17 protein-coding genes are annotated in these 25,110 nt (G+C 69.2%); 5 read left to right on the top strand and 12 right to left on the bottom strand.

Features of this window, described 5'->3' with window-relative positions; translation table 11 throughout:
- Nucleotides 1-1,239: 1,239 nt before the first annotated feature.
- The 8 genes from NFU08_RS01355 to NFU08_RS01390 all read right to left on the bottom strand — a co-directional run bounded on the left by NFU08_RS01355 (nucleotide 1,240) and on the right by NFU08_RS01390 (nucleotide 7,294).
- Complete coding sequence (locus NFU08_RS01355) at nucleotides 1,240-1,968, bottom strand: PspA/IM30 family protein (RefSeq protein ID WP_251420202.1); 729 nt, start codon at nucleotides 1,966-1,968, stop codon at nucleotides 1,240-1,242.
- A gap of 194 nt (nucleotides 1,969-2,162) precedes the next feature.
- The gene (locus NFU08_RS01360) at nucleotides 2,163-2,759 is read right to left on the bottom strand and encodes a hypothetical protein (protein ID WP_251420203.1); all 597 of its coding nucleotides are present in this window, start codon (nucleotides 2,757-2,759) and stop codon (nucleotides 2,163-2,165) included.
- Nucleotides 2,756-3,205 (bottom strand): hypothetical protein, encoded by a 450-nt coding sequence (locus NFU08_RS01365; RefSeq protein WP_251420204.1) that lies wholly within the window; start codon nucleotides 3,203-3,205, stop codon nucleotides 2,756-2,758. The genes NFU08_RS01360 and NFU08_RS01365 overlap by 4 nt, the downstream gene beginning before the upstream one ends.
- Before the next feature lie 8 nt (nucleotides 3,206-3,213).
- A complete protein-coding gene (locus NFU08_RS01370) occupies nucleotides 3,214-3,426 on the bottom strand; it encodes a hypothetical protein (RefSeq protein ID WP_251420205.1) in 213 nt (70 codons plus the stop codon).
- A gap of 57 nt (nucleotides 3,427-3,483) precedes the next feature.
- Nucleotides 3,484-4,119, bottom strand: a complete 636-nt coding sequence (locus NFU08_RS01375) for a flavin reductase family protein (protein WP_251420206.1) — start codon at nucleotides 4,117-4,119, stop codon at nucleotides 3,484-3,486.
- A 22-nt stretch (nucleotides 4,120-4,141) separates the two neighbouring features.
- Entirely contained in the window at nucleotides 4,142-5,059 is a 918-nt protein-coding gene (locus NFU08_RS01380; protein WP_251420207.1) for a hydroxymethylglutaryl-CoA lyase, read from the bottom strand.
- The gene (locus NFU08_RS01385; RefSeq protein WP_251420208.1) at nucleotides 5,059-6,378 is read right to left on the bottom strand and encodes a CaiB/BaiF CoA-transferase family protein; all 1,320 of its coding nucleotides are present in this window, start codon (nucleotides 6,376-6,378) and stop codon (nucleotides 5,059-5,061) included. Before NFU08_RS01385 ends, NFU08_RS01380 begins: the two co-directional genes overlap by 1 nt.
- Nucleotides 6,379-6,502: 124 nt before the next feature.
- A complete protein-coding gene (locus tag NFU08_RS01390) occupies nucleotides 6,503-7,294 on the bottom strand; it encodes an IclR family transcriptional regulator (protein ID WP_174174710.1) in 792 nt (263 codons plus the stop codon).
- Nucleotides 7,295-7,435: 141 nt separating this feature from the next.
- Between NFU08_RS01390 and NFU08_RS01395 the strand changes: the two genes are divergently transcribed.
- The 5 genes from NFU08_RS01395 (at nucleotide 7,436) to NFU08_RS01415 (ending at nucleotide 13,558) form a co-directional block, all read left to right on the top strand.
- Nucleotides 7,436-8,275, top strand: a complete 840-nt coding sequence (locus NFU08_RS01395) for an ABC transporter ATP-binding protein (RefSeq protein WP_174174712.1) — start codon at nucleotides 7,436-7,438, stop codon at nucleotides 8,273-8,275.
- A complete protein-coding gene (locus NFU08_RS01400) occupies nucleotides 8,272-9,138 on the top strand; it encodes an ABC transporter permease (RefSeq protein WP_217432077.1) in 867 nt (288 codons plus the stop codon). Before NFU08_RS01395 ends, NFU08_RS01400 begins: the two co-directional genes overlap by 4 nt.
- A 33-nt stretch (nucleotides 9,139-9,171) precedes the next feature.
- Nucleotides 9,172-10,254, top strand: coding sequence for an ABC transporter substrate-binding protein (locus tag NFU08_RS01405; RefSeq protein ID WP_174174714.1), 1,083 nt, complete (start codon nucleotides 9,172-9,174; stop codon nucleotides 10,252-10,254).
- Between the two features lie 74 nt (nucleotides 10,255-10,328).
- Nucleotides 10,329-12,341 carry an aconitate hydratase gene (locus NFU08_RS01410; protein WP_174174717.1) on the top strand — a complete coding sequence of 671 codons (2,013 nt, stop codon included), beginning with the start codon at nucleotides 10,329-10,331 and terminating at the stop codon, nucleotides 12,339-12,341.
- A 20-nt stretch (nucleotides 12,342-12,361) separates the two neighbouring features.
- Complete coding sequence (locus NFU08_RS01415) at nucleotides 12,362-13,558, top strand: MFS transporter (RefSeq protein ID WP_251420209.1); 1,197 nt, start codon at nucleotides 12,362-12,364, stop codon at nucleotides 13,556-13,558.
- Here the strand turns inward: NFU08_RS01415 and NFU08_RS01420 are convergent.
- The 4 genes from NFU08_RS01420 to NFU08_RS01435 form a co-directional block, all read right to left on the bottom strand.
- Nucleotides 13,555-14,607, bottom strand: coding sequence for a tartrate dehydrogenase (locus NFU08_RS01420; RefSeq protein ID WP_251420210.1), 1,053 nt, complete (start codon nucleotides 14,605-14,607; stop codon nucleotides 13,555-13,557). The two genes, NFU08_RS01415 and NFU08_RS01420, sit on opposite strands and share 4 nt — an antisense overlap.
- 53 nt (nucleotides 14,608-14,660) lie before the next feature.
- A complete protein-coding gene (locus NFU08_RS01425) occupies nucleotides 14,661-18,311 on the bottom strand; it encodes a hypothetical protein (RefSeq protein ID WP_251420211.1) in 3,651 nt (1,216 codons plus the stop codon).
- On the bottom strand, nucleotides 18,311-23,461 hold the full coding sequence (locus NFU08_RS01430; RefSeq protein ID WP_251420212.1) for a DUF6603 domain-containing protein: 5,151 nt from the start codon (nucleotides 23,459-23,461) through the stop codon (nucleotides 18,311-18,313). The genes NFU08_RS01425 and NFU08_RS01430 overlap by 1 nt, the downstream gene beginning before the upstream one ends.
- Nucleotides 23,462-23,629: 168 nt before the next feature.
- Nucleotides 23,630-25,012, bottom strand: coding sequence for a hypothetical protein (locus NFU08_RS01435; protein ID WP_251420213.1), 1,383 nt, complete (start codon nucleotides 25,010-25,012; stop codon nucleotides 23,630-23,632).
- Nucleotides 25,013-25,110 lie beyond the last annotated feature (98 nt).

Consider the following 25,110-nt stretch of genomic DNA (forward strand, 5'->3'; position numbering starts at 1 on the left):
CAGGATAAGGACCACGAGGCGTCTGAGACCGAGCACCGACTAATCAAACCATCCAAAGCCGTCCATCTTTGACACCGGGCTTCGCCGGGACCCGTTCACTCCTCCTCGTGGCTCGCGGCGCCATCGATCCTTTGAAGGGGACAAGTTTCTCTCAGCCCGGAGATGACGCGGCCATAATGGTTCATGAGCCTGGGTACGGCGCTCGCGGACGACCACCCCTTGGAGTGCGGCTGCGTCAGGGCGCTGATCAAGACCGGTGGCTGTCTGCTCAACCACCCGCCGAATGAAGGGCGCCTCCGCGCCCAGAACGGAGCCGACTGCATCGAAAGGATCTGGTACGGTCCATCGGGCCAGCACGCGTCCCCGCGCCCAGCAGGCAGTGGTGGGAGTCGCCGGCACCCACGGGCGGGGTTCCCCTCGACGGGGCTTATCGCGGGTAAGTCCGACCCTCAGGGTTATGGGGATGGTCCCCGGCAGCAAGATGCCCAGACCAGGAAGCTTGGCGTTGGTCGACTTTTCCGCATCTTATACAGTGCCGGTGGAACATCCCGTCGCGCCCAACTTCGGCTGACCAGTGATGTCCCAGGTTCAATCTGCAAAACAGTGTTCTGAACATGATGCGATCCTTTTGCGGACTCGGAGGCTTCACGCGGACCGAAGCCTCCACCCGTGATTTTACGCGCCTGGCAGCCCGGCAACCACAGCTCCCATCCTTTGTACGCTCGGTTTTACGCCTGCCTACAGGCGCCATTCTCATGGCGATCTCGCTGGCCTGATCGGTTACGCGCTGAACCCCACGAAGTGCCAGCTCAAGATCGACACAAGAGATGCCGAGGATTGGTCGAATCGCTTCCCCCGCTTCCTCCTGGCTTCCTAGAGTGTTCCCAAGGCACAACGACTACGTCTGGGGGACGTATGAGCTCGAGCAATATTCCGTCTATGGAGGACGCACGAGCCACGCAGGCTCCCGTGCCAGCTCCGCCCATCAAACCCTTGGTCGCACCGCGCGCAGTGCAGCAGGCTTCCACCTGCAAGGGCCGGGAACACGAGGTGCAACGGCTCATTCGCGACCTTGCCGCCCTCGCCGCCAGTCGTCGCGGGAGCGCAGCATGACCGCCGCCCGTCCATACATCCTTGGACTACCACTCAGACGCTCCACTCGGTACTGACCCGGACAGGTACAGTCCCACCCTGCGCAAGCGTCACCAGACTGCAAAGCAGGCGTCCAGCCTTCCGTTCCTAGTCGTCGATGGCTTTCCGGTCGATGGACTTCAGCGCGGCGAGCCGTGCTTCCACTTCGGTCTGCTCACCGAGGTCTTCCAGGGAGGCGAACTGGGCATCCAGGGATGAGGCGGCGAGTTCCTGCTGGCCGCGGACCGTGGCTTCCTGGCGGCGGATGCGCTCCTCGTACCGGCCAATGGCCGACGTCGGGTCGCCAGCGTCCAGGGACTTGAGCGCATCATGGACCTGGGACTGTGCGGCCGCCGTCCGGGACCGGGCCACCAGTTCATTGCGCTTGGCGGTCAGCTCGTGCAGCTTGCCCTTCATCTGGTCGAGCCCGCCCTTGAGCTTGTCGACAATCTCGTTCTGCGCGGCCAGGCCCGGCTCCTGGCCCTTGGCCGTCGACTCGGCGGTCATCTGCCGCTGAAGAGCGAGCCTGGCAAGGGCATCAAACTTGTCGGCGTCCACACCGTTCCCGGCGGCCCGGAACTCATCAGCTTTGCGGGACGCGGCGATGGCCTTGTTGCCCCAGGTGTTGGCGTCGTTCACGGCCCGCCTGTAGTCCTCTTCGGCCATGCGGACATTGCCGATGGTCTGCGCGACGGCGGCTTCGGCTTCGCGGATGTTGGCCGAGTAGTCCCGGACCATCTGGTCCAGCATCTTCTGCGGGTCTTCCGCGGAGTCCAGGAGGGCGTTGATGTTGGCCTTGGCGAGTTGGGCAACGCGGGCGAAAATACTCTGCTTCACGACGGTCTTTCTATCGGTGGTGGAATTCGAATTTTATGTGTACGGCAGCCTGGCGGGCCAACAGCGGGAGACCCGCACCTGTCACCTCGCCGCGTACGAACCCGTAGCCGTGCAGACCAGCGCCATCGAGGCGAGGACGAGCAGGTTCCACGCGATGGTTCAAGCCCACCGGCGGCTTCCTTCAGGCGTCGCCCTCACTCGCCTGCTTCTTCCGGGACGACCATCACGGTTTGCTCTCCGCAAGTTAGTTGGAGCTCTCCGCCGCCAGCACTCTCCAACCGGCACTCCTGGTCTTTGAGCCGGGGCCAGCCGGAGATTTCGGGGGCGTCGCGGACCCGCTTGTAGTGGTACTCGTCGTGCTGCGTGTACAAGACGACGCCATCGCCGTCGAAGCCGTCCTGGGTCACGAGCACGGAGGTTCCGTCCGCGGCCACGATCTTCATGGTGTCACCGGTCCCGAACGCTCCGAGGCCTGCGAAGAGAAGCATGAGGCCGAAGTACGGCACGGCGGCCGCCGCGGCTACCCCAAGGGTCCACCCGACGGTGCGTCGTGGGACCCTCTTCGGAATGCGGCCTATCAGTGCCGGGAGCAGGAGCAACAGCCCAACAGCGCCGGTCAGGATCGCCATGACCAGAAACCAGGAGGCGATGGAATCCGCAGGACTCCCGATGTAGAGGAGGAGCCTCCCCCGGGCGGCTGCCCGGTATGCGCCATAAATGGCCTGGTACGCCCAAGCACAGAGGGCCGCCGCGATGATGAGGCCGGTCCCCCCGATTTCTCGGCGCTTCATGGATAGAGGACTTCCGCCTCGGACGCGTGCGCATCTTTGCGGATGGACCAACGCCCGATCGCCGCGGCCGCACCGACGGTCGCCCATATCCCCAGCCACCCGGGGTGCCAGCCGAAGCCGACCAGTCCGGCCACGGCCCAGAAGGCCAGGGTCGGCACCACGAAGAACGCCGCAATGTGGATCCACTGCTGCCGGACCGGGCGCAGCAGGTAAGCCAGCACCCACCCCAGGGGCGCCGCGAACACCAGTGCAATCCCGTAGCCATAGAAAGCAAGAGACAGCCCTGCACCCCACAGATACCCGGCATCCGACCCCTGCCGCACCGTTGGTGCACCAAAAACGAAGAGGGCAACGATGAGCATGACGCCCACCCAGAGCGTGGTGGCGATCAGCCAGCCCTTGATGAACGAGGAGGCGTCGAGGATAACCCGCTGCTGTCCGCTCATCCCCCAGCTCACTTCGCGGCGGCGTCTTTGCGGCGGAAGGTCCCCGCGACGGAGAGCTTCCTGCCGTACTCGGTGGGCCGGCGCCGGAAGAGGCGCACGTCCGGGCGCTGGACCAGGAGGGCCCGCAGCGTCGTCGTCGTTCCTGACCTGTTGCCGCACATCAACGCGAAGGAAAAGGACAGGTCTTTGGTGACCGTGGTCTCCCCTGAGTTTGTCCGCAAATTTCGAATGTGCACAAGCGGCTCCCCGGCCGCGTCCCCCAACGTCATGCTGCCAGCCTATATGTCGCCGTGGCCGGCGGCGCCGAAGTGCCCGGGCCAGTCCTTCGCCCGGATGCGGCGGAGTTCCTGAATCGGACCGAGCGTCCCCCACTCATTACGCCCGAGCCGGGACAGGGGTTCCAACAGGTCGATCTGCGGATGGTCACCGTCGAGCACACTTGCAGACACGACCGCGTAGACCACCCTGCCAAACACCAGCGTGCAGTTACCCAACTCCAGGAAGCTGTGCAATTGGCACTCCAGTGCCACCGGCGAATCCTTCACCCGTGGGGGACCTACCACGGTGCTCGATTCCCGGGACAGCCCCACTGCATCAAACTCGCTCACAGCCGCCGGAAAGTCCGTCCCTGTGGCATTGACCTCTTCAAACAGCGAAGCCGGGGTGAGATTCACGACGAACTCACCCCGCGCCTGGATGTTGCGCAACGAATCCTTCTCACCCACTGAGGTGAATTGAACAATGGGCGGATCCACGGACGCTACGGTGTAGAACGAATGCGGCGCAAGATTGTCCACGCCGTCCACCGATGTAGTGGACACCCAAGCGATTGGTCTCGGAACAACCACCGCCGTCAGCAACTGATAAAAATCTTTCGACGACATCTGTGCCGGATCAAAATCCTTCCGCTCCACGTACCCACCTGCTCTCTGCGCCCTACGCTGCCGCGGGGAACACGCCTGCCCCCGCCAGGCCGGAACGAGGCTTCGTACCGACCAGGCCGCAAATCCAGCGGCCCAGTTCCGTTGCCTTCTGCACGTCGATGCCCGTGTGGAACCCGGCACGCCCTAGCATCCAGGCAAGGTCCTCAGTTGAAATGTTTCCCGCTGCTCCGGGGGCGAAAGGGCATCCCCCGAGCCCTCCGACGCTGCTGTCGAACACGTCTACGCCCGATGCCATTGCCGCATAAGTGTTGGCCAGCGCGGTGTGGCGGGTCTCGTGAAGGTGCGCCCTCAACTGCAGGTCGGTTTCCTCGCGCAGCCTCGCGAACGCCGCGCCCACCTGCCACGGCACGGCGCAACCGATCGTATCCGCCAATGCCACCTCCGCAAGGTCCGCGCGGCCCATTGCACTGCGGACCACCTCAAGGGTCTGTTCGATGGGAACGTCACCCTGGTAAGGGCAGCCAAAAGCGACAGCCGCTGTGACACTGAGAGGGATGGATGCCGAGGCAGCGACGTCCGAAACTTCCCCCAGGGCCGTGAGCGCCGCAGCAACAGTGGTGTTCTGGTTGGCTGCCGCGAACGCGTCGGTCACCGGGAGCACATAGTTCATCTCATCCACGCCGGCATCAACGGCGCGGAGGGCACCCCTGGTGTTCAGCACCAGGCCGATATAGCTCACGGCGTCGGTGCGCGGGACGGCCGCCATCACGGCGTCGGCATCGGCCATCTGCGGAACCGCTTTGGGATTCACAAAGCTGACGGCTTCGATCCGCTGCGCACCCAACCGGATCAGCCCTTCGATGAGCCGGACCTTGTCTTCTGTACTTACGGGGGTCTTCTCATTCTGCAGACCGTCGCGCGGGCTGACGTCCACGATTGACACCGGCTTGGTTACCTGGGCAAAAGCCATCAGATTGCTCCTTCGCTGCGCGCGTCCTGCAACTCTTCTTCGGTCAGGTTCAGGACGCCCTGGTACACGTCGGCATTGTGGGAACCGTGCACCAAGGGCCCATTCCAGCCAATCCGGCCGGCCGAGCGCGTGAGCTTGGGGACGATTCCCGGCTGGACCACGGCGCCCAGTTCGTCGTCCGCCACTTCCAAGAGCATGTCCCGGGCCCTGAGCTGCGGGTCCTCGAAGATGTCTTCAACGGTGCTCACGGTGCTGTTCGGAACACCATGGCCATCGAGCAGGCTGACCAGCTCGCCCGCGGAGTAGTGGGCCGCCCAGTCGGCGATGAGGCCTTCAAGCTCTTCCTGGTTGCGGCCACGCTGCGCATGGTCCCGGTATCTCGGGTCCTCGGCGAGGCCGGGCATGCCCATCGCTGTGGCCAGGCGCACGAAGACCGAGTCCTGGTTGGCCGCGATGACCACCCACTTGCCATCGCTGGACTGGAAGATGTTCGACGGCGCTATCCCCTTGAGTCCCGAGCCGCTGGGTCCGGGAACAATGCCCGAGGCGGCGTAGTCCGGCACAGCGCTCTCCAGCAATGAGAAGCAAGCCTCAACAAGCGACACATCGACCACCTGGCCGGTCCCCCCGCGCGCATCCCGCCAGTACAGCGCCAGCAGGATCCCCTGCAGGGCATAGAGGGAGCCGAGGCTGTCCCCCAGGGAGATGCCTGTGCGGGGCGGCGGCTGGTCCGGGTAGCCATTCAGGTGCCGCAGTCCACTCCGCGCCTCGGCGACGGAGGCATACCCCGGCTTTGACGCTTCCGGACCAGTCTGGCCATAGCCGGAGACCCGGGCGATGATGAGGCCCGGATTGATCTTCCACAGTTCTTCAGGGCCGAGGCCAAGCTTTTCCATGGTGCCCGGGCGGAAGTTCTCCAGGATGACGTCGGCCTCCTTGCAGAGCTCAAGAAACAGCTCCCGGCCGCGCGGGACTTTCAGGTCCATGGTGACGCACTTCTTGCCGCGGGACTGCACCGACCACCACAGGGTGTGGTCCTTGACCCGCGCGCGGCCCCATTCGCGCATGGGATCGGGCCTGTTGGGGGATTCGACCTTGATGACTTCGGCACCGAAGTCTGCCATCTGCCGTCCCGCGAAAGGGCCGGCGATAAGGGACCCCAGCTCGAGCACGCGCACTCCGGACAGCGGACCGGCAGCACTAGCCGAAACTTTTATGCTGCTGGCGGTGGCCGTTGGCTCTTCTTCAGCGATCCTGTGGCCGCCCTCGTCCGCGGCGTCCTTGCCGCGCTTCGCTGTGCCGGTTTCGAAAACCTTCATCAAATCTCAACTCCTGATTCCTGATGCGGACCCAGTGGGCGCCGTACGCACGGACGGAGGTCCGTGCATACCCGGCCGTCCAGAAACCAGTATGCACTCATGTCACCATATTGTGAACATCAAATCACAATATGGGTTCCACTTCTGAGGGGAGGCTCCCGCCGATCAGCCGGGTGCCTTCAGCGGCCGCGGCGATGACCGGCTCGATCCAGGAAGCGCACACGTCGTAGGGCATTCTCATGGTGGGCCCCATGACGGTAAGCGCACCGTAGAGCTCAGCCTGCGGGCCGAAAATCGGGACAGACAACCCGCTGGCCCCCGAAACGCGCTCCCCGGTGGTGATGGCAAAACCATCCGCACGGGTCTTCGCGACGGCGGCATCAAGGCTTGCTGCGTCCGTGATGGTCTGGTCGGTGATGGAACGGAGTCCCGACCCGTAGACCCTCTCTGCAAGGTCGGGATTCCAGGCCAGCAGCACACGGCCCGCCGAACCGGCATGGAGCGGCATGATGTCGCCGACGTCGACCGCCCTTCGCAGCACCCGCCGGGTCTCGGCCAGCGCGACGCACACCCGGCTCCCCTGCGATTCCCGGAAGATGCAGACCGTTTCGCCCAGCTCGTCCCGCAACCGCCGAATCACGGGTGTCAGCAGTTCCAGGAAGTCCAGGCCCTGCCGGGCGGGCGCCGCCCAGTGGGTCATGCGCAGCCCGACGCGGAACTGGTCACCCCGCCGGTCAAGCATTCCCTCATGCACCATATTGGCGACCAGGCGCTGCACAGTGGAGTGCGGCAGACCGGTCTCGGCGCGTATGTCGGCGAGGCTCAGTTCAGGCCGCACCAGCGAGAAAGCATCCAGGATGGCCGTGATCTTCTTCAGCACCAGCAGCGGGGCGGCGGCATTTTCGGTTGCGCTCATGGCTTGGTTCCGGATTCCTTCTTCTCGCGGGGCGGGGCAGCGGCCACGTACAGGCCCCCTTGTAGTGTGACAGACGTTACTGTTAGCCTAGTGCCCACTATATGGCCATCAACTCACAATGTGGTTAGCGGGAGAATAGCAATGACGCAGCCCTCACAGCCTGAATCTTCAAACTATGCGGTTGAACTCAACGCGTGCACCAAGGAGTTTGCAACTCCCGGCGGTGGATCGTACTTCGCTGTCCGGGACATCGACCTCAAGGTTGAGCCCGGACGGTTCGTTTCCATTGTTGGCCCGACGGGGTCTGGTAAGTCCACCATCCTCAACATGGCGGCGGGGCTCTTGAATCCGTCGTCCGGCACCGTCCACAGCTTCGGTGAGCCCGTCCACGGGGTGAACCGCCGCGCCTCGTACATGTTCCAGCAGGACGCCCTGCTGCCTTGGAAATCGGTCATCGACAACGTCAGCCTCGGGCTCACCATGGCCGGGGTCTCCAAGGCCGACGCCTATGACGAGTCCCGCCGCTGGCTCGAGAAGGTGGGATTGAAGAACTTCGCTGACCGGTACCCCCACCAGCTTTCCGGCGGGATGCGCAAGCGCACGGCAGTCGCCCAGGCATGGATCGTCAATCCGGACATTCTGCTGATGGACGAGCCCTTCTCCGCGCTCGACGTACAGACCCGCCAGATCATGGAAAACGAACTCCTCCAGCTCTGGCAGGAATCGAACAAGGCCGTTGTGTTCATTACCCACGACCTGGACGAGGCCATTGCCCTGTCCGACGAGGTGGTCATCCTCGGCGCGGGACCGGGCAGCACCGTCGTCGGCAGCTACGAGATCGATATTCCACGTCCCCGGGACCTTCTCGACATTCGCGACGATCCCAAGTTCGTCGACCTCCACAGGGAAATCTGGGGCCGCCTCAAGGTGGAAGTCTCCAAGACCTACGAATCGGCACGGGAAGAAGAGAGCGCAGCATGACCGTGGCACCAGCTTCCAAGAAAACACAACGCTTTCCCCTCCGGAAGGAGCAGAGTCCGGCGGCGGTCCAGCGTTCCAAGCGCAAGCGGCCCGAAACGTCGAACTTCGCCATCCGGATGGGGCAACTGGGCCTCGCCGTCGCCGTCCTCGGCGCCTGGGAATTGCTGGGACGCGTCGGCATCATCGACCCGTTCTTCTTCCCCCTGCCCTCCGACATCCTGATGACCGTGTGGGTCTGGATCTCCACAGGCTTCGTCTTCCCGCATCTGTGGATCACGCTGCAGGAAGCGGTCCTCGCCTTTATGACTGGTGCGGCGGCCGGCCTGGTCCTCGGTTTCCTCCTGGCCCGCGTGCGCATCCTGGAACGGCTCTTCGACCCGTTCCTGCAAATGTTCAACGCGCTCCCGCGCGTTGTCCTCGCCCCGATCTTCCTGCTCTGGTTCGGCCTGGGAATCTGGTCCAAGGTGGCTTTCGGCTTCACCCTGGTGTTCTTCATCGTTTTCTTCAATACCCTCGAAGGCGTCAAGAGCGTCGACCGTGTCCTCGTAGACAACGCCAAGATGCTGGGTGCCAGCGAAAAGCAGCTCCTCCGCCACGTGTTCATTCCCAGCGCCCTGACCTGGATCTTCTCCAGCCTCCACATCAGCGTCGGCTTCGCCATTACCGGTGCGGTGGTCGGTGAATACCTGGGTGCCTCGGCAGGTGTTGGTTACGCCATCGCCCAGGCCCAGGGTGTGTTCGACACCGAGGGCGTGTTCGCCGGCATGTTCATCCTGATGGTCGTGGTGCTCATCATCGACCTCGGGGTCAACCGCGTGGAACGCCATCTCCTGCGCTGGCGCCCGCCACAGCAGTCTTCCTAACCAATCCCAGCCCCTCCGTCCGAAAGGGACCCCATGTTCAGCTCCGCAAACCGGCAAGGACGCCGCGTTTTCCTCGCCAAGCCCCTCGCCGTCGTCGCCGGCCTCGCCCTTGCCCTGTCCGCCTGCGGCGCCCCGCAGTCAGCGCCTCCCGGACAGGAAGGGACCGCCGGCGGCGCGGGTGCCAGCGGTGAGACCGTCACCATCGGGATTGGCGGCCAGACGCTGCTGACGTACTTGCCCACCACCCTTGCCCAGGAACTCGGCTACTACGAGGAAGAGGGCGTCAAGGTCGATCTGCAGGACCTCCAGGGTGGCTCGAAGGCGCTGACGGCGATGATCGGCGGCAGCACCGACGTCACCAGCGGCTACTACGAGCACACAATCCAGATGCAGGCCAAGAAGCAGCCCGTCAAGGCGTTCGTGAACATGAACCTGTCCTCGGGACTTGCGCTGGTGGTGGCGGAGAAGAACAAGGACTCCATCAAATCCGTCGCCGACCTGAAGGGCAAGAACGTGGGCGTCACCTCGCCGGGGTCCTCCACCGACATGTTCGTGAAGTACCTGCTCTCCAAGAACGGCATGAAGCTGGACGACGCTGCGATATCGGCGATCGGTGCAGGGTCCTCCGCCGTTGCCGCCGTCGAGCAGGGCCAGGTGGACGCCGCCGTCATGCTCGAGCCGGACGTCACCGTCCTGGCCAAACGGCTCGGAACCGAGCCGACCATCATCCAGGACGTCCGCACGCCGGAGGGCCTTAAGGAGGTCTTCGGCACCGATGCGTGGCCGTCATCAAGCCTGTACGCCACCTCCGGCTGGCTGGAAAAGAACCCGGAGTCGGCCAAGAAGCTGGCCAGCGCCATCAAGAAGACCCTGCAGTTCATCGCCGACCACTCCGGTGAGGAAATCGCGGCCGAGATGCCCGAGGCGTTCGCCGGCGGCGATCCCGAGCAGTATGCCAAGGTCATCGAAGAGATGAAGGTGGCGCTGAGCAAGGACGGCGCCTTCACCGAGGAGGGCGTACAAGCCGTCCTTGAGACCCAGCGGGTAGCCAACCCGGAGGTCGGCGACGCCGAGATCAAGCTCGAGGAAACCTACACCAACGAATTCGTCAAGTAATCCTGCTCCCCTGCGGCCCGCCGATCCCCCCGGCGGGCCGCAGTTGTCTGTACGCACAGCGCTAAGGAATCCCAGTGGCCCAGAACCTGACCCAGAAGCTCCTCGCCAGCCACCTCGCGTCCGGCGAGCTGACTCCCGGCAGCGACATCACCATCGCCGTCGACCAGATCCTCATTGAGGACGCGACCGGGACCATGACGGCCATGCAGTTCGAAATGCTCGGCGTGGATTCCATCGCGGTGCCGCTGGCGGTCATGTACGTCGATCACAACGTCCTGCAGATCGACGACAAAAACATGCAGGACCACCACTACCTGCGCACCCTCTCCGCCCGCTACGGGCTGCGCTACTCTCCCGCAGGACACGGCATCTCCCACTACATCCACCTGGAGCACTTCTCCCGTCCCGGTGGTGTCCTGGTGGGCGCGGACTCCCACACCTCCACGGCGGGCGCCCTGGGCATGTTCGCCCTTGGCGCCGGCGGGCTGGAGGTGGCCGTGGCGATGGCAGGCTACGGGTTCGACTTCGTGTGCCCCGCCGTCGTGGGCGTGGAACTGACGGGCACGCTCGGTGCGGACGCCGAAGCGAAGGACGTGGTGCTGGAGCTCCTGCGGCGCCACGGCGTGCGCGGCGGCCGCGGGAAAGTCTTCGAGTTCCATGGCGACGGGGTGGCGTCCCTGTCCGTTTCGGCGCGCGCCACCATCTGCAACATGATCATCGAAACAGGGGCTGCCACCGCCGTCTTCCCCTCCGATGAGCAGACCCTCGCCTGGCTGCGGGCACAGCGCCGCGAGGACCAGTTCGTTCCCCTGGCAGCGGACGCGGGCGCCGCGTACGACGACGACGAGCGGCTTGATCTTTCGGGTCTCGTTCCGCTCGTGGCGCTGCCGCACTCGCCGGGGAACGTCCGTCCCGTGTCCGAGCTGCCGCGCACCGAGGTGGTCCAGGTCTGCGTCGGTTCCTCTGTGAACAGTTCCTACGAGGACCTGGCCACTGTGGCGGCCATCCTCAAGGGCCACACCGTCCATCCGTCCGTCCAGCTCACGGTGACGCCGGGATCACGGCAGATCCTGCAGACGATCATCGCCTCCGGTGTCTATGAGGACCTCATGGAGGCAGGGGCGCGGATGCTCGAGCCGGTATGCGGCCCCTGCGTCGGCATCGGGCAGGCACCCACGGAGGGTGCACCGTCGCTGCGCACGTTCAACCGCAACTTCCCGGGCCGAAGCGGTACAGCCGAGGACTCCGTATACCTGTGTTCGCCGTCGACCGCTGCTGCGAGCGCGCTGGAAGGCGCCATCGTCGACGCCTCCACCGTCAGCCGCGGCGGGCTCCGCCCCGCTGCGCCGCCGCGCCCGGAGGTCCACGACCTGCATATCGCCGGAGTCCTGCCGCTGGAGGCCCGTCGCAGCATCGAGATCGAGCGGGGCAGCAACCTGGTCCCGCCCCCACAGCCAACCCCCCTGCCGGCTGACGTGGACGCCCGGGTGCTGATCGTCGTCGGTGATGACATCTCCACCGGTGACATGGCTCCCGACGGCGCCATCGCCATGTCGGTGTGGTCCAACATCGCCGTGTGCGCGCGCTTCATGTTCCGCCGCCTGGACCCTGGTTTCCACGACCGGGCCCTGGAGTGGGGCGGCGGGATCATTGTGGGCGGGGAAAACTACGGGCAGGGTTCGTCGCGGGAACATGCCGCCCTGATCCCGCTGTACCTCGGGGTCCGGGTGGTCGCCGCCCGGAGCTACGCCCGGATCCACCGCCGGAACCTGATCGCTGCCGGGATTGTGCCGCTGATCCTTCCCTCCGACGCGCACAGCTCAACGGGGCAGCGCTGGGTGATCGACGGACTGGCCGATGCCCTGGCGAGTGGGGCCCGCTCCGTTACCGCCCGGGTGGACGGTGACGTGGATCTGGAGCTCGGGCTCGATTTCTCGCCGGCCGAGCGTGCTGTCCTCCTTGCCGGCGGCTTGCTCGCCCAGGTGCGGGCCGGCGGGCGCTCTGTCTTGGCCGGCGACGCCGTCGTCCAGGATGACGTTGCGGTCGTTTCGCAGAGCCGATCCGCACAGAGCCGATCCTCACGGTGAGGCCTGCAGCCGCCGAACCGGTGCGAAAACCAGCGCGTCGTCCGGGACAGCGTGCCACCGCCATCGCTGCGCTGACAACGGTGGTGGCGGTGCTGCCGGTCTTCCTTGTCGGCGGGCTGGCTGTCCAGCTCGAGCAGGACCTGGGCATGACGGCGTCCGTGCTCGGTGTCGCGGTGGCCACGTTCTGGGCTGTGTCAGCGTTGCTGTCTGCCCCCGCGGGGTATGTGGCAAGCGGGCTGGGGCTCCGCCGCGGGGTTCCGCTCGCCGTCGGACTGGGCTTTGTGGCGCTGGCCGGGATCGCTTTTATCACTCCGCACTGGGCGTGGCTGATCGTCTGGCTCAGTTTCGCCGGGGCCGCGAACGCGCTGATCCATCCGCTCTCCAATGGCATGATCGTGGATCAGGTGGCGGTACGTAACCGCGCCTTCTCGTTCGGACTCAAACAGGCAGCCATTCCGGCGGCGACACTTACGGCGGGCCTGTCCGTTCCGGTGTTCGCCCTCACCGTCGGGTGGAACTGGACCTTCGCCCTGGCAGCACTGCTGGCGGCGTCCCTGGTCCCGGTGCTTCTCCGCAGTCTCCCCCGCAGTGCCCCCGTCCGACGGCGCTCAGGTAAAGCTGCCAGGGAGCCGCTTCCCCGGAGACTGAAACCGTTCCTTTTTGCTACCGCCGCTGCCAGTGCCCTTGGGGCCGGGCAGGCCAACGTGGTGGGCGCATTCACTGTCGCCATGGCTGTGGAGGCGGGGTTCAGCGCGGCAGGCGCAGGTCTGTTGTTGGGCGGCGCCAGCGTGGCCGGGATTCTGGCACGCCCGCTGGTAGGTATTGCCGCGGACCGGGGGATTGGCGGCTCGATGGCCACCGTGGCGCTGATGATGGGGGCGGGGAGCTTGGGACTGCTCGGCATGGCGTCCGGCTTTCCGGTCGCCTATGCAGCCGGAGCCGTCGTCGCGTTCGGTCTTGGCTGGGGCTGGAACGGCCTGGCCCACTACGTGGTCTCACGCACGGCCCATCCGTTTACCATCCAGGCAACGGGGATCACTCAAAGCGGAACCTACATTGGCGGAACACTGGGGCCGCTGCTGTTCGGGATCGTGTTCTCCCGGTTCAGCCCGGCCATAGGGTGGACGCTTGCAGCGGTGGTGGCAGCAGCCGGGGCGGGAGCCTCGCTGGTTGCGTTCCGTTTGGAAAAGCGTTTGCGCGGCGGGCCGGTCGTTTAGGACAGGCGTGACAGCACTGCGGCAGCGAACTCTGCTGTGGTGGCGGTGCCCTTCAGGTCCGGCGTCGCGGTGCCGTCCGCGAGCGTGCCCTCGAAGGCCGAGGTCAGGGACCGGGCGGCCTCCGCCTCGCCGAGGTGGTCGAGCATCATTGCCGCGGCCCACAGGGCGCCGACCGGGTTGGCGATACCCTTGCCCGCAATATCCGGAGCAGAGCCGTGCACAGGTTCGAACATCGACGGGTGCCGCCGCTCGGGGTTGAGGTTGGCGCTGGGCGCGATGCCGATGGACCCGGCAACACCAGCTACGAGGTCCGAAAGGATGTCCCCGAACAGGTTCGACGCGACGATGGTCCGGATGCTTGTCGGTTTCATCACCAACCGTGCCGCCAGCGCGTCAATGAGCACCTTTTCGACGACGACTCCGGGGAATTCCTTGACTGTCTCCGCCACCACTTCATCCCAGAACGGCATGGTGTGGATGATGCCGTTCGACTTTGTGGCGGAGACGAGCCGGCCGCCGCGTTCGGTGGCAGCATTGGCGGCATAGCGCGCCGCCCGGGCGATACCGCGCCTGGTGAAGACGCTCTCCTGGACCGCGAACTCGCCGTCGGTTCCGGCTCCGAACCTTCCTCCAATCTGGGAGTACTCGCCTTCGACGTTCTCCCGCACCACCACGATGTCCAGGTCCTCGATGCCGGGCATGGCACCAACAACGCCGGGCAGCAACCGCATGGGCCGGAGGTTGATGTACTGGTCGAACTCGCGGCGGATCGGGATAAGGAGCCCCCAGAGCGTGACGTCGTCGGGCACATCCGGCGTCCCGACGGCCCCGAGGTAGATGCCGTCACCGCTGCTGAGCTGCTCGATGCCGTCGACGGGCATCATGCGGCCCGCCTTGCGGTAGAGGTCGCTGTTCCAGTCGCGGACCCGCCACTGGACGCCGAAGCCGTAGATTCCGGCGACGGCGTCAACGCACTGCATCGCGACGTCGGTGACATCCACGCCGATGCCGTCGCCGGGGATCGCATCGATGACATAGCTGCGGCTCATGAGCATCCAATCGTTCGTGGCATACGAAGAGCATATGCGGAGGAACCGTAGTGTCAGACCGGATGCCAGCTGTCGTTTACTTCGCCTTCGATGGGGTGGGTGATGGCCGCGGTCAGTGCGACGATCCGTTGGGCGGGTATCCAGAGGCCGATCTCTGTTCCCTGTGGGCCCCTCGACCGCACGGCCATGATCTCTGCGCCCCGTGGTGGCACCGGGGACCGCCGTGTGGGGATGTCCGGGAGCTTCCAGGAGCCGCGCAAGGGACGGCGCCTGATGGGGTCCGGCGGAAAGGTGCCAGGCAGTGTAGCGACGACGGTGAGGACATGGGGCGGTTCGGTCGCTGGATCAGCGCTGGTCAGCAGGCTCGCCACGTAGCCGCGCCCGGCAATCCGTACCACGTCGATGATCTTCAGGGTCAGATCGGGCCGCGGCTCGACCCAGCCGGGCATGAGCAGGGTCTGCTCCGCGACCCGGCCGAGCGGGTCCGCCACGCGCACGGTCACCTGGACCGGCACGGACGGGTCGTCGCGGCGGCCCCAGACCAGCAGCGGCGTGCGCCCGGCCGTGCGCGGCAGCCGCTGAACCACCGGGCCGGCGGTGGTGTCGGGCGGGGTGGACTCATCCGCCACCCGTGCGGTCGCCTCGAGCGGCAGGACGGGACCGGTGACCGCGCCCAGCGTCACCTGGACCGCATGCGACCCCGCGGGCACCACCCGGTCAGCGGCGGTGGTCGCCGTCCGGACCAGGAGCCCCGTGTTGTCGGCCCCGACCACCTCCGCGACGAGCGCGTCGAGTTGCGGCGCCGCAGAGGGCAGGACGACGGCGGTGACCACGTCCGAGGCCGGTGACACCACGCCGCGCTCGGCGGAGACGGGCACCGTGTGCTCCGGCACGGCGACGGCCCGCAGGTGCCACGGCTCCCACGAGGGCGGCAGGGCGCCGGACCAGTCTGCGGTCCAGACCCGCTGGCGGGTGATCGGGTCCAGCCGCGGATCCGCCGTCGCAGGGTCGAACGCGGCGCCCGCCGGAACCTGGGCCAGGGGCGGCCCCATCGTCAGGTGGTCGCGGGCCGCGAGCCCGGACCGCGTCGCGAACACCTCGAAGGCGGTGACTGGGATCGGCGAGGCCGCCTCGAAAGCCACGGTGAGGCTGCCGTCGGGCTGGATGGCGGGCCGGACGAGCGGCGTGGCGGGCCGCCGCAGCCGGGGCGCGGCCACCGCCTGGAGGTGGGTGTGTGCGGGCAGGCCGCCGCCCCCGGCCGGCCAGGGCGACTCGACCCCTGTGGTGGTGACGGCCGTGACGAGGAACAGGTGGATGTCCTCGCTCCCCCGGGCCAGGGTCAGATCGGCGGCGGCAGGGACGGCCGGCACCTCGGCGGCCCGGCGGAAGCCGAGGGGGCGCTGGGCGGCGGGCGCGGCGTCGTATAGGTCCCACAGCTGCTGGAGCCGGACGCCGAGCGGGAGCGTCCGGTCCGGCGGGCTGCCTGGCGCCAGCCGCTGGCGCAGCGTGGTCTCCGAGGCCTCCCAGACGACGACCCGGTCCACGTGCGGTCCGGCCAGGCCCGACCAGCCGACCTTCGCGTGGGACACACCCTGCGCGTCCGGGGTGCTGCCCAGCGGTACTCCCGGGGGCAGCGGTGGCGGCGTCGGCACGGCGGGGACGGGGCTGGCCGCGACCGCCGTTGCAGGTTGTGCGGGTACGGGCACCCAGACGCTGGGGGCGGCGATGCCGGGCGCGGCCTGCCTGGCCCAGACCTGGACTCCCCAGCGCGAGACTGCCCCGAAGTCCAGGCCGGGCCCGGGCACCGTGAGCCGGTAGGAGCGCGCCTCGCCGGCCTGCTCCGGGGTGCCCCAGCCCGGCGCGACCGAGCCGTCCTCGCGCAGCGGCACCACGGTCCCCGCAGACGCCGTGGCCGCGTCGCCGGTGAACGTGAGGGTGCTGGCCAGGCCGAGGTTGGGTGCCGGCGGGGGCGGCGTCGGCGGCGTCCCGAACGGCGGCGGTGTCGAGCCGGTGGGCATCGGGTAGAACACCGCGCGCAGGTCGATCGCGGCGGGCGTTCGCTGCGACCACTCTGTGGCCAGGTCGACGGTCAGCAGCGACGGACAAACCGGGGAGCCCGCATACGTGGCCAGGAGCGTGAGATGCGTGAGCCGCGGCGGCGCAACACCCGGCGAGGAGGTGGTGAGCTCCACGTCCTCCCAACGCGACCAGACGCCGAAGATGTCGCACTGAGCGACCGCGTACCCCCGGCCGACCGACCCGTCGACGGGCAGCTCCTGGTCGCCCTGGACGACCATCGGCCGGTCCGCGCCGGCCAGGGTGGTGTCGTCGGTGTCTGGGCGGGGGATGGCCCGCGGCTGGGAACCGCCGAGCAGCCGCTCCGGCATCAGGTCCTCGGCAGACCCCGCGCCGTGGCGCCAGCCGGCGAAGGCGTGCGCGACCGGCCCGGTCATCGTCGCCAAGCGCGGGCCCGGCCGCCAGCTGACCTCGATCGCCTCGCGGAACGGCCCATCGGGGAACGCGGGCGGCAGCAGCGCCGCCCGGTCGGCCCGCAGGTCCACGACCGGCGGCACCACGGTGTGCCGCTGCACCGGCGGGATGTACGCGGCCACCTCGACGCCGTCGCCGAGGACCGAGCGCCGGTAGTGCCCGGTGACAAGGTACTCGAGCTCGCCCCGGAGGTCAGGCATAAGCTGCGCCAGGTCGGCCGCCCGGTAGGCGGTGCCGAAGCCCGTCGCGAGGTTCGCCGCCGGGTCGGTGCCCGCGGCCAGCAGCAGGAGGGCGAGCGGCTTGAGCCGGGCGCTCGCGGGCTGGTCCGCGGCGGTGCCGTCCGCACGGGAGGGAGGGTCGACGGCGCGCCGGTCCTCAAGTGAGTGCTGGTCCATCTCGGCGGTCCCGGACGCGTAGAGCGGACGCAGCTCGGGCAGGAGGAACGTGCGGGTCTCCTCCACGAGCCCGTCGGCGTCGGAGGGCTTCCACGGCGGGGCGGCCCGGCCGGTCTCCGTCACGGGGTACCAGCCGAGCGGTACCCCGGCCCGGCCGATGCGCTGGGCGGCGGCCTTCGGCGGGGCGGCCGGTGCGACGACGAGGCCTTGATCGTCGGGAACGTACTCACCGAGCTCGTGGCCGTCGACCGGCAGTCCGACGCGCTCGAGCGGCTGCCAGTCGTCGGCGTCGACCACCTCCTGCACGGTCTGGATCCGCACCGCGAGCGCGTGCCCGTTGACCAGGACGGCGTGGGTGGCCGCACCCGCGCTGGCGGTAAGCGTCACGGTGGGGCTGCCGGCAGGTGCCACGGCGGCGGTGCCGACGGCGCCGGCGGGGTCCAGCCCGGTCCGCAGCAGGAACAGCGCGGCTGGCCGGGCCGGGTCCTGCACCTGGCACCGGACCTGCACGTGCGCGGCCTCCTCACCGCCCCACCAGACCAGCTCCCCCTCGTCGACGGGGACGCCGATTAGCTCGGCGTTCCGCAGCCGGCGGTCCCGCACCGGCCGCCCCCACACCATGAACGCATCGCGCGGCACGCCCAGGTCTGCGGAGCAACCCCAGGCCAGCCGGGTGTCCGGGCCGCGCTCCTTGAGCCGCTCGAGCAGCGCATCGTCGATCCCCTCACCGTGCCCGGCCCGCAGCATGCGGCGGGCGATGTCCAGCCAGTCGAGCCGTGCGCCCACAGCCCGGAACTTCCTCACGTCGTGCGTGCGCATCAGAACTCCACCTCCCACGGGGCCCCTGTCAGGGTCACGTCGACGATCGTGACGGCCCGGCCCGGATCGGCCGCGAGCGGATCGGGGGCCTGCACCAGTTCGAGGGTCAGGCGCCGGCCGCGCTGCCCCGCGGCCAGCAGCACCATCGCCCGGGTGCCGCCCGGCCCGCGGACCACCCGCCCGACGCTTGCGGCGGCTGCCGGATCCGGGGGCGTCCCGGCGGGCCGGACGTCCAGCCAGGTTGCCGGGCGGGCGGCCCACCACGCGTGCGAAGGGTCGACGCCGTCGGGCGGCGAGCTCAGCTGGACCGGCATGACGCGCTCCCGCACGAGCTGCTCGGAGCACTCGACGACGACGGCGACCGGCTGCGGCAAGGAGTCGGCCGACCACCAGACCTCCACCGCGGGTGCGGACGGGGTCTGCGGAACGGGCAGCCCGGCCAGCTGCACGGCGTCGTCCCACTCCCGCCCGGTCGGCCTGTCCGGCAGGCCGGCCAGCGGAGCGGCGTCGCGGACCACGCGGTGGTCGATCGGCGCCGGCGCGATCCACGAGGCCAGATGATCGGGGTCGTCGAAGCGGGAGGTCGTGAAGTTCGCCCGGTGCACCCGCTTCCGCGGCCCGCTGCCGGTCGGCACCGCATGGATGTCGAGGAGGTAGTCGGTGAGCGGCTCGAGCTCATACGCCAGCACGATCTCCTCCACGTCCCGGGTGACGTGCCCGGCCCCGATGCACTCAAGGGCGTCCACGAGCTCCCCGACCGCCCGGTCCCACGGCGTGAGCACGACGGCGTTGGCCTTGGGCTGCAGCACCGAACCGGCAGCGAGCACCGCCTCGACCGGCAGCACGAGCGCCTGGCCGGGGGCTCCCCCGCCGGGCGGGGCGGGGTGGTGGCCGGAGGCGGCGAGCACGGTCACCTCAAGCCGGTGGTCGTAGGCATCGAACAGCCGGAGCACGTTCTGGGTGGCGAGCGTGACCCGCAACGGCTCCCGGCAGAACACGCCGGCATCGCCCATCCCCGGGTTGGTGTCGAGCAGCCACGGCCCCAGGTCGGCGGGGACCTCGGACGCCGGGGCGGTCGCGAACCGGAAGGTCTGCGTGTGCTCGTCGGCGAAGGACGGTGTCCGCGTCGGCACCGGGTCGCCGGTCTCGACGTCGTATGTCCAGCTCACGGTGACGTCGTAGGTCTGCCCCGGCTCGAGCAGGGCGTGGTCGGAGGGGTCCTGGGTCAGGCCGGTCTCGAGGGCATCCCGGTCGCGGGAGACGATCGTTTCGTCGTACTCGTGCCGGCGCACCTCGGCCCGGGTGAGGCCGGCGGCCGCGACCACCCAATAGCGCTGGGCGCGGATCCGCTGGCCGTGTTCTTCGCCCCAGCCGACGACGACGGCGGCCGCGCCTTCCGGCAGCTCCTCCCAGCGGAGCAGGGCGGGCATCGGCCGGTCCCGGTCGGCCCCGGCAATCTTCGCAGCCATGCGCCCGGCCAGCTCGACCGGCTCGGCCCAGGGCCCGTCGTGGGCGACCCAGCGCTTTGGCAGGGGGTTTGCGGGGCCGACCATCGCCGCCCAGTCCACCTCGCGGCGGTCGAGGGCCTCCCCCGCCGCCGAGCGGACCTCGACGAGCAGGGTCCGGTGCTTCTCCCGGGGAACGAGCAGCAGCAGGTCGAACGCGGCGAGGTCCTCCCCGAGCGAGAACGCGACGGCGTCGGCCAGCGGGTCGGGCCGCCAGCCGGCCTCCTGCCGGGCCCGCTCAACGAGTTCCCGGTCGGCCTGGCTGCCGGTCAGCGGCTCGCCGTCGGTGCGCACGGGCGAGGCGAGGATGCGTCCCTCGCAGCCCTTGAGCCGGCCGGCCTCGGGGTCGGGGCTGCGCTCGAGCCAATGCCCGGCCACGTCGTTGACGGTGGCGCCGGCGGCGAGCAGCCCGGCCAGTTCGGCGTAGGTGGCGGCCCCGGCACCCGCCCAGGTGGTCGGGTCAAGGGGGCCGTTGTCCTGGACCCAGCGGCTGAACGGGTCCTCGGCCGGAGTGCGGCCGACCGGGCAGGCGACGGCGTCGCCGGCCACCTCGGCAGGGGTTCCGCCGGCCAGCAGGTCGGCCGCCTCGTCGCCCGTGCGCCACGGTTCGGTGACCCGCAGCCGGCGCCCCGCCGGGGAGGTCCGCAGGAGCCCGTCGGGGTCCGGCCAGAGCACCGGGTCGAGCCGCCAGCCGGTGGCGCTGGGCCCGAGCGGTTCGCCCAGGAAGGTCCACAGTTGCGGCTGCGGCGGCGCGGCAGGGCGGCAGACGGTCCCCCAGCGGTGCTCGACCTGCTCGCGCAGCACCTCGCCGTAGGTGACGGTGCTCGTGAACGGCGTCGGCAGCCAGTGCAGCAATGCCAGCGCCGGCGGTTCGGCGGTGGACGAGCCGGGCGACGACGCACTCCACCAGACGGACGGCGTCGTGCCCGCGGTGAGGGTGCCGCTGAGGGTGACTCCTGTGACCTTGTAGGCCCACCAGCGCTCCCCGATCCGGCGCCAGGCGCCGGCGCCCGCCGCCCCGGTCGAGCCGAGCGGTGCCTGGCCCAGCACGCTCAGCCCCTCGGCGTCGGGCGCGACCTGGAAGCGGAGCACGGGGACGGCGTCGAGCGGCACGGTCGGCACCTCGCCGTGGACGATGGCACCGTCCACCCCGGCGGCGTGGCCGACGGTCGAGTCGGCGGGCCGGCCGGCGGTGCCCTCGAGCAGCGCCGGCGTCCGTCCGGCGAGGGACAGGCCGGCGACGAGGTCGCGCACGGGCGGGTCCGGATCCGGTTCGTGCCCGATGGTGATCCCGACGCAGCCCTTGACGCTGAAGAAGAAGAAGTCGACCCTGCCGCAGACCTCCCCATGCAGGTACGGGTCGTCGCGAGGCACGCCGTCCTGGATCCGCGTGCCGACCATGAGCGTGAGCTCGGCGCTCACGCCGATGGAGACGATGAACAGCCGCAGCTCGCCCCGGACGTAGACCTTGCCGGCCAGGAAGAACGGGTCGAAGCCAAGCACGGCGTCGAACCCCGCCGCCGCCTCGACGTACAGCCGGGCGGCCTTGGAGCCCATCAGCACGGCCTGGATGTGGAAGCCGGTGGCCACGGACAAGCCGGTCGTGGCCGGCAGGGGCGGGATGGCGATGCCGTCGCCGTGCACCATGAGGTAGCCCGTGCCGGTGAACACGTCGAGGACCTTCACGGTCACCCGGTCGTCGTAGGAGCCGAGGTCAACGAGCCACTTCTCCGGGTTCCGCGCGTCGAAGAATGCAGTGACCGGGACATGGATGCGGAGGATCCGCTCGATGGAGTAGTCCGCAACGACGCCGACGGTGATCGTGCCGGCACCGAAGTCTATGTCCAGCACTGCCAGGAAGGTGGCCTCCTGGGTGGAGCCCAGGGCGGGCGGGAGGCTCAGGACGTCCGCCTTCATCACGAGCAGGAGCCGGGGCCCGGGGACCTCGATCAGGAGGATGCCCTTGAGGTGCAGGATGAACCCGCCCTCGGTGGTCCCGAGCAGCAATCCGGCCGCGACGGCGAAGGAGCCGGCTCTGTGGGTCCAGCCGTCCGGATGCATCACGCTCTTGCGGGGCGGGGCGAGTTGCGCCATGAGCCAGTCGAGCGCCGGGACCCGCGCCGCGGTGTTCTCCAGCCGGCCGTAGTTGACGCCGACCCCGCCGAGCAGCCCGTACAGGGCCAGGCCCGAGTTGCCCAGCGGGAGGGGCGCGGGGAACTCGACCTCAACGCCGATCAGGAGGCCGGTGACGCCGGCCTTGGTCTCGATCGCGAGGGTCGCGGCGGCGCGGATTCCCAGCGGCACGATGGTCAGGTCGAACGCCGCCTTGAATCCGGCGCCGGTGAGCTCAATCGAGCCCGCGCCGTGGACCGTGCCGGGGATGTCGAGCGTAGCGCCGAGCTTGGTCAGCTGCGGGAGCTCGACGGCGTCGAGCCTCGCCCGGACGCGGATGGTGTCCACTGTCACGGGACCCAGCGGCACGTCGATGCCGGCCTCGACCTCGAGGTAGGTCGGGTTGTCGCGGCTGACGCGGACGCCGAACACGCGCAGGATCTCGTCCAGCGGAGGCGTGGCGACCAGGGAGCCGGGCTGGATGTCGAGTTCGTAGCCCCGGGAGGGGTCGAACACCGGGATCGGCACGTACTCGGCCTCGGTGCCGGTGCCCCACTCCGAACGGACGCCGACCGCCTTGTAGCGGGTCCGGATCGGCCGGTCCTCCGGCACGCGGATCACTGCCAGGTCGAACCAGAACTGCACCTCCACGTCCAGCAGGACGCTGACCTGCGTGCCCCGGTCGGTGGTGGTCGATCCGTCCGGCGCAATGATTCCGTCGCTCACCATGACCTCGGCGCCGCGCAGGGTCAGGATGCGGGTCCGCACGAGGCTGCTGGCGCCAAGCGCGACCGAGCCGAGCTGGACGAGGGTCCCGGCTGCCGGGGAGAGGTCGGCGGCGCCGGCGGCGAGGGGGCCCATCACGGCCAGCGCTCCAAGCACGTTGAGGCTGCCCGCGTCGATGCCGGCGTCGGTGTGGCGGCCCTCCCAGAGCCCGTCGAGGTCCGCTTCGAGGGCACGGAACTCCCCGAAGACCTGCCAGGATTCCCGGTCGGTGGCCAGCCGGAGCCGGACCCGGAACGCGCACAAGCCGTCGCCCGGGTTGGGACCGCGCCCGCCCAGCGGCGGCTGGCCGCCCTCGTCGAGCGAGGCCTCGATGGCCGTCTGGACGTCGAACTCGCCCCAGATCTCGAGCCTGACGAACGTCGTCCGGATCAGCTCCACCTCCACGCCGAGGCGGCGGAAGCAGTCCGGCCGGCCGGACGCCGGGGGCTGGGGGTCACGCTGCCCCGGCGGTTGGCTGGCCGGAGGGCGGGACAGCTCGGCGCGGGCGGCCTCCGGAGCGGGGGCCGCGGCGGCCCGGGCCCGGGCGAGCCACCACTCCCCCGACGTCTCGGCCGGCGCCGGCGTGGGCGGGTCAAGTGGGGTGTGGTCGCGGGCGTCAGCGTGGCCGCGCGGGGTGCCTGCGGTTGCGGCGTAGCCCAGATCGCGCAGGATTTGGACCGCCGCGTCGAGGCGGCGCTGGCTGAGCTCCAGGTTGTTGGTCCGCTTCGTGGGGGTGTCGTTGCCCTCGTAGGAGGCGTAGCCGTCCACGACGAGCGGGGTGGCGCCGATGTCGGCCTGCCGTGACCGCGCAAGGTCGGAGAAGGCATCCCCGGCGGGGGCGGTGGTCCGCCCGGACGCCGGTGCCGAGCCGGTGTTGGCCGGGTTGCGCCACCAGGCGTCGGTGGTTTCGCTCGGGAAGGGGTGGTTGAACCGGAACTAGCAGTCCAGCGTGGTCGGGCGGGCGTCCGCGGGCTGGGTCGGGGTGCCGGAAACCGCCGCGGTACTGCCGGCCATCACAGGGACGGTGGCCCGGGCGCCCGTCGAGGTGCCGCCGGGCCACGCCCACTCGGCAGGCACCTCGGGGTCGAGCCGCACGGTCACGTCGGTGGCGGTCTGGGAGACGATAACCATCAGCCCGCGCTCGGGCGTCAGCAGCCGCAGAGCGGCGGGGTTCGCCAGCGCCGGAGCGGCCCCCTCCCCAGCCGCAGGCCGCAGCGCCAGGAAGGAGACCGGGCCGTGGGAATGCCCGCCGGCGTCGGTGACCGTGACCCGCAGCTCGACAGTGCCGGCCGCGGGCACCGTCACGGGCAGGCGGTCCCCCGCGACCGTCGGCCCGCCGGCGACCTCGATCCTGATGGTGTGCGGGGCCAGCCCGCCCGAGGCGTCGACGAGGAACACGCTCTGGTCCGGTGCCTCGACCGCCCCGCCGGCGACCGCCGCGATGTGCCGCCCGGCCGGGCTGATGAACCGGGCCAGCACTGTCGGGGAGCCGCCGCGGTTGACGACCTCGGCACTAAAGGCGCCCGTCACGCCGTCGTGCACTCCGATCCCGATCCACAGGTCCCGGACGCCCGCCGACACGGCCAGGCCCTCGAGCCCGTCCGGTGCCACGAACAGCCGGACCTCCGGCAGGTGCAGTCCCTGCCACTCGCCGGGGACGGCTCGCGCCCCGGGTGGCAGGCCGGGCGGGTCGGCGAGTGAGGACAGGTCGAGCTCGGCGGTGCGGAACGCGAAGCCGACCGTGGTGCCCGGGCCGATGAGAGCGTGGCCCGGGGTCATGCGGATGAGGGAGTAGATGTCGTCAACGGGGCTGCCCGAGGTCGACGCCGAGCGCAGCCGGGTGCCGACAGTGGCCCCGGCCAGCTGCATGGTCCGGATGACGATGCGCGGCAGGATGAACCGGACCTGCGGGTTGGCGGGGTCGAAGACCAGTTGGCCGCGGGTGTCCAGCATCGCGCCCCGCAGGTAGGGCACGAGCAGCCGGATCCCGGGCACGTCCAGGTCCAGGTGCCAGCCGCCGTCCTCGGTGCCGCCCGGGCCGGTCAGGTGGCGGCCGTACGCGATGGTGGCCTGGGTGCCGGTGAGCTCGATGGGCGTGGACGGCCCGGCGCCGCCCCAGCGCCCGGTCGCGGGGTCGACGCTGACCCCGGCGAGCTGCGGGACGTCCACCGCGACGGATCGGACGCTCCAGGTGCCATCCACGTCGGTGACCTCGCGCGGCGTCAGGCCGGCGGTGTCAATCGCCTTGAGGGCATTCTCCAGCGGATCCAGCGCTCCAGTGTTACGGAGGTCGGACGGGAGATCGTCCCAGAGGCTCATGACAGAACCGTTCGACGGGAACGGCCATCAGTGGCTGAAGGATCGAGTCCACTGGCCAGCAGGTGCTCCTGTGTCTCTTTCCAAGATGTGCGATTGGC

This window comes from Pseudarthrobacter sp. NCCP-2145 (assembly GCF_023708005.1).
Lineage (GTDB): Bacteria > Actinomycetota > Actinomycetes > Actinomycetales > Micrococcaceae > Arthrobacter > Arthrobacter oxydans.

Coding starts and splice junctions, on each gene's coding strand:
- NFU08_RS01360 (WP_251420203.1), bottom strand. CDS start 2,759: ATGAAGCGCCGAGAAATCGGGGGGACCGGCCTCATCATCGCGGCGGCC.
- NFU08_RS01365 (WP_251420204.1), bottom strand. CDS start 3,205: ATGAGCGGACAGCAGCGGGTTATCCTCGACGCCTCCTCGTTCATCAAG.
- NFU08_RS01380 (WP_251420207.1), bottom strand. CDS start 5,059: ATGGCTTTTGCCCAGGTAACCAAGCCGGTGTCAATCGTGGACGTCAGC.
- NFU08_RS01385 (WP_251420208.1), bottom strand. CDS start 6,378: ATGAAGGTTTTCGAAACCGGCACAGCGAAGCGCGGCAAGGACGCCGCG.
- NFU08_RS01390 (WP_174174710.1), bottom strand. CDS start 7,294: ATGAGCGCAACCGAAAATGCCGCCGCCCCGCTGCTGGTGCTGAAGAAG.
- NFU08_RS01395 (WP_174174712.1), top strand. CDS start 7,436: ATGACGCAGCCCTCACAGCCTGAATCTTCAAACTATGCGGTTGAACTC.
- NFU08_RS01400 (WP_217432077.1), top strand. CDS start 8,272: ATGACCGTGGCACCAGCTTCCAAGAAAACACAACGCTTTCCCCTCCGG.
- NFU08_RS01405 (WP_174174714.1), top strand. CDS start 9,172: ATGTTCAGCTCCGCAAACCGGCAAGGACGCCGCGTTTTCCTCGCCAAG.
- NFU08_RS01420 (WP_251420210.1), bottom strand. CDS start 14,607: ATGAGCCGCAGCTATGTCATCGATGCGATCCCCGGCGACGGCATCGGC.
- NFU08_RS01425 (WP_251420211.1), bottom strand. CDS start 18,311: ATGCGCACGCACGACGTGAGGAAGTTCCGGGCTGTGGGCGCACGGCTC.
- NFU08_RS01435 (WP_251420213.1), bottom strand. CDS start 25,012: ATGAGCCTCTGGGACGATCTCCCGTCCGACCTCCGTAACACTGGAGCG.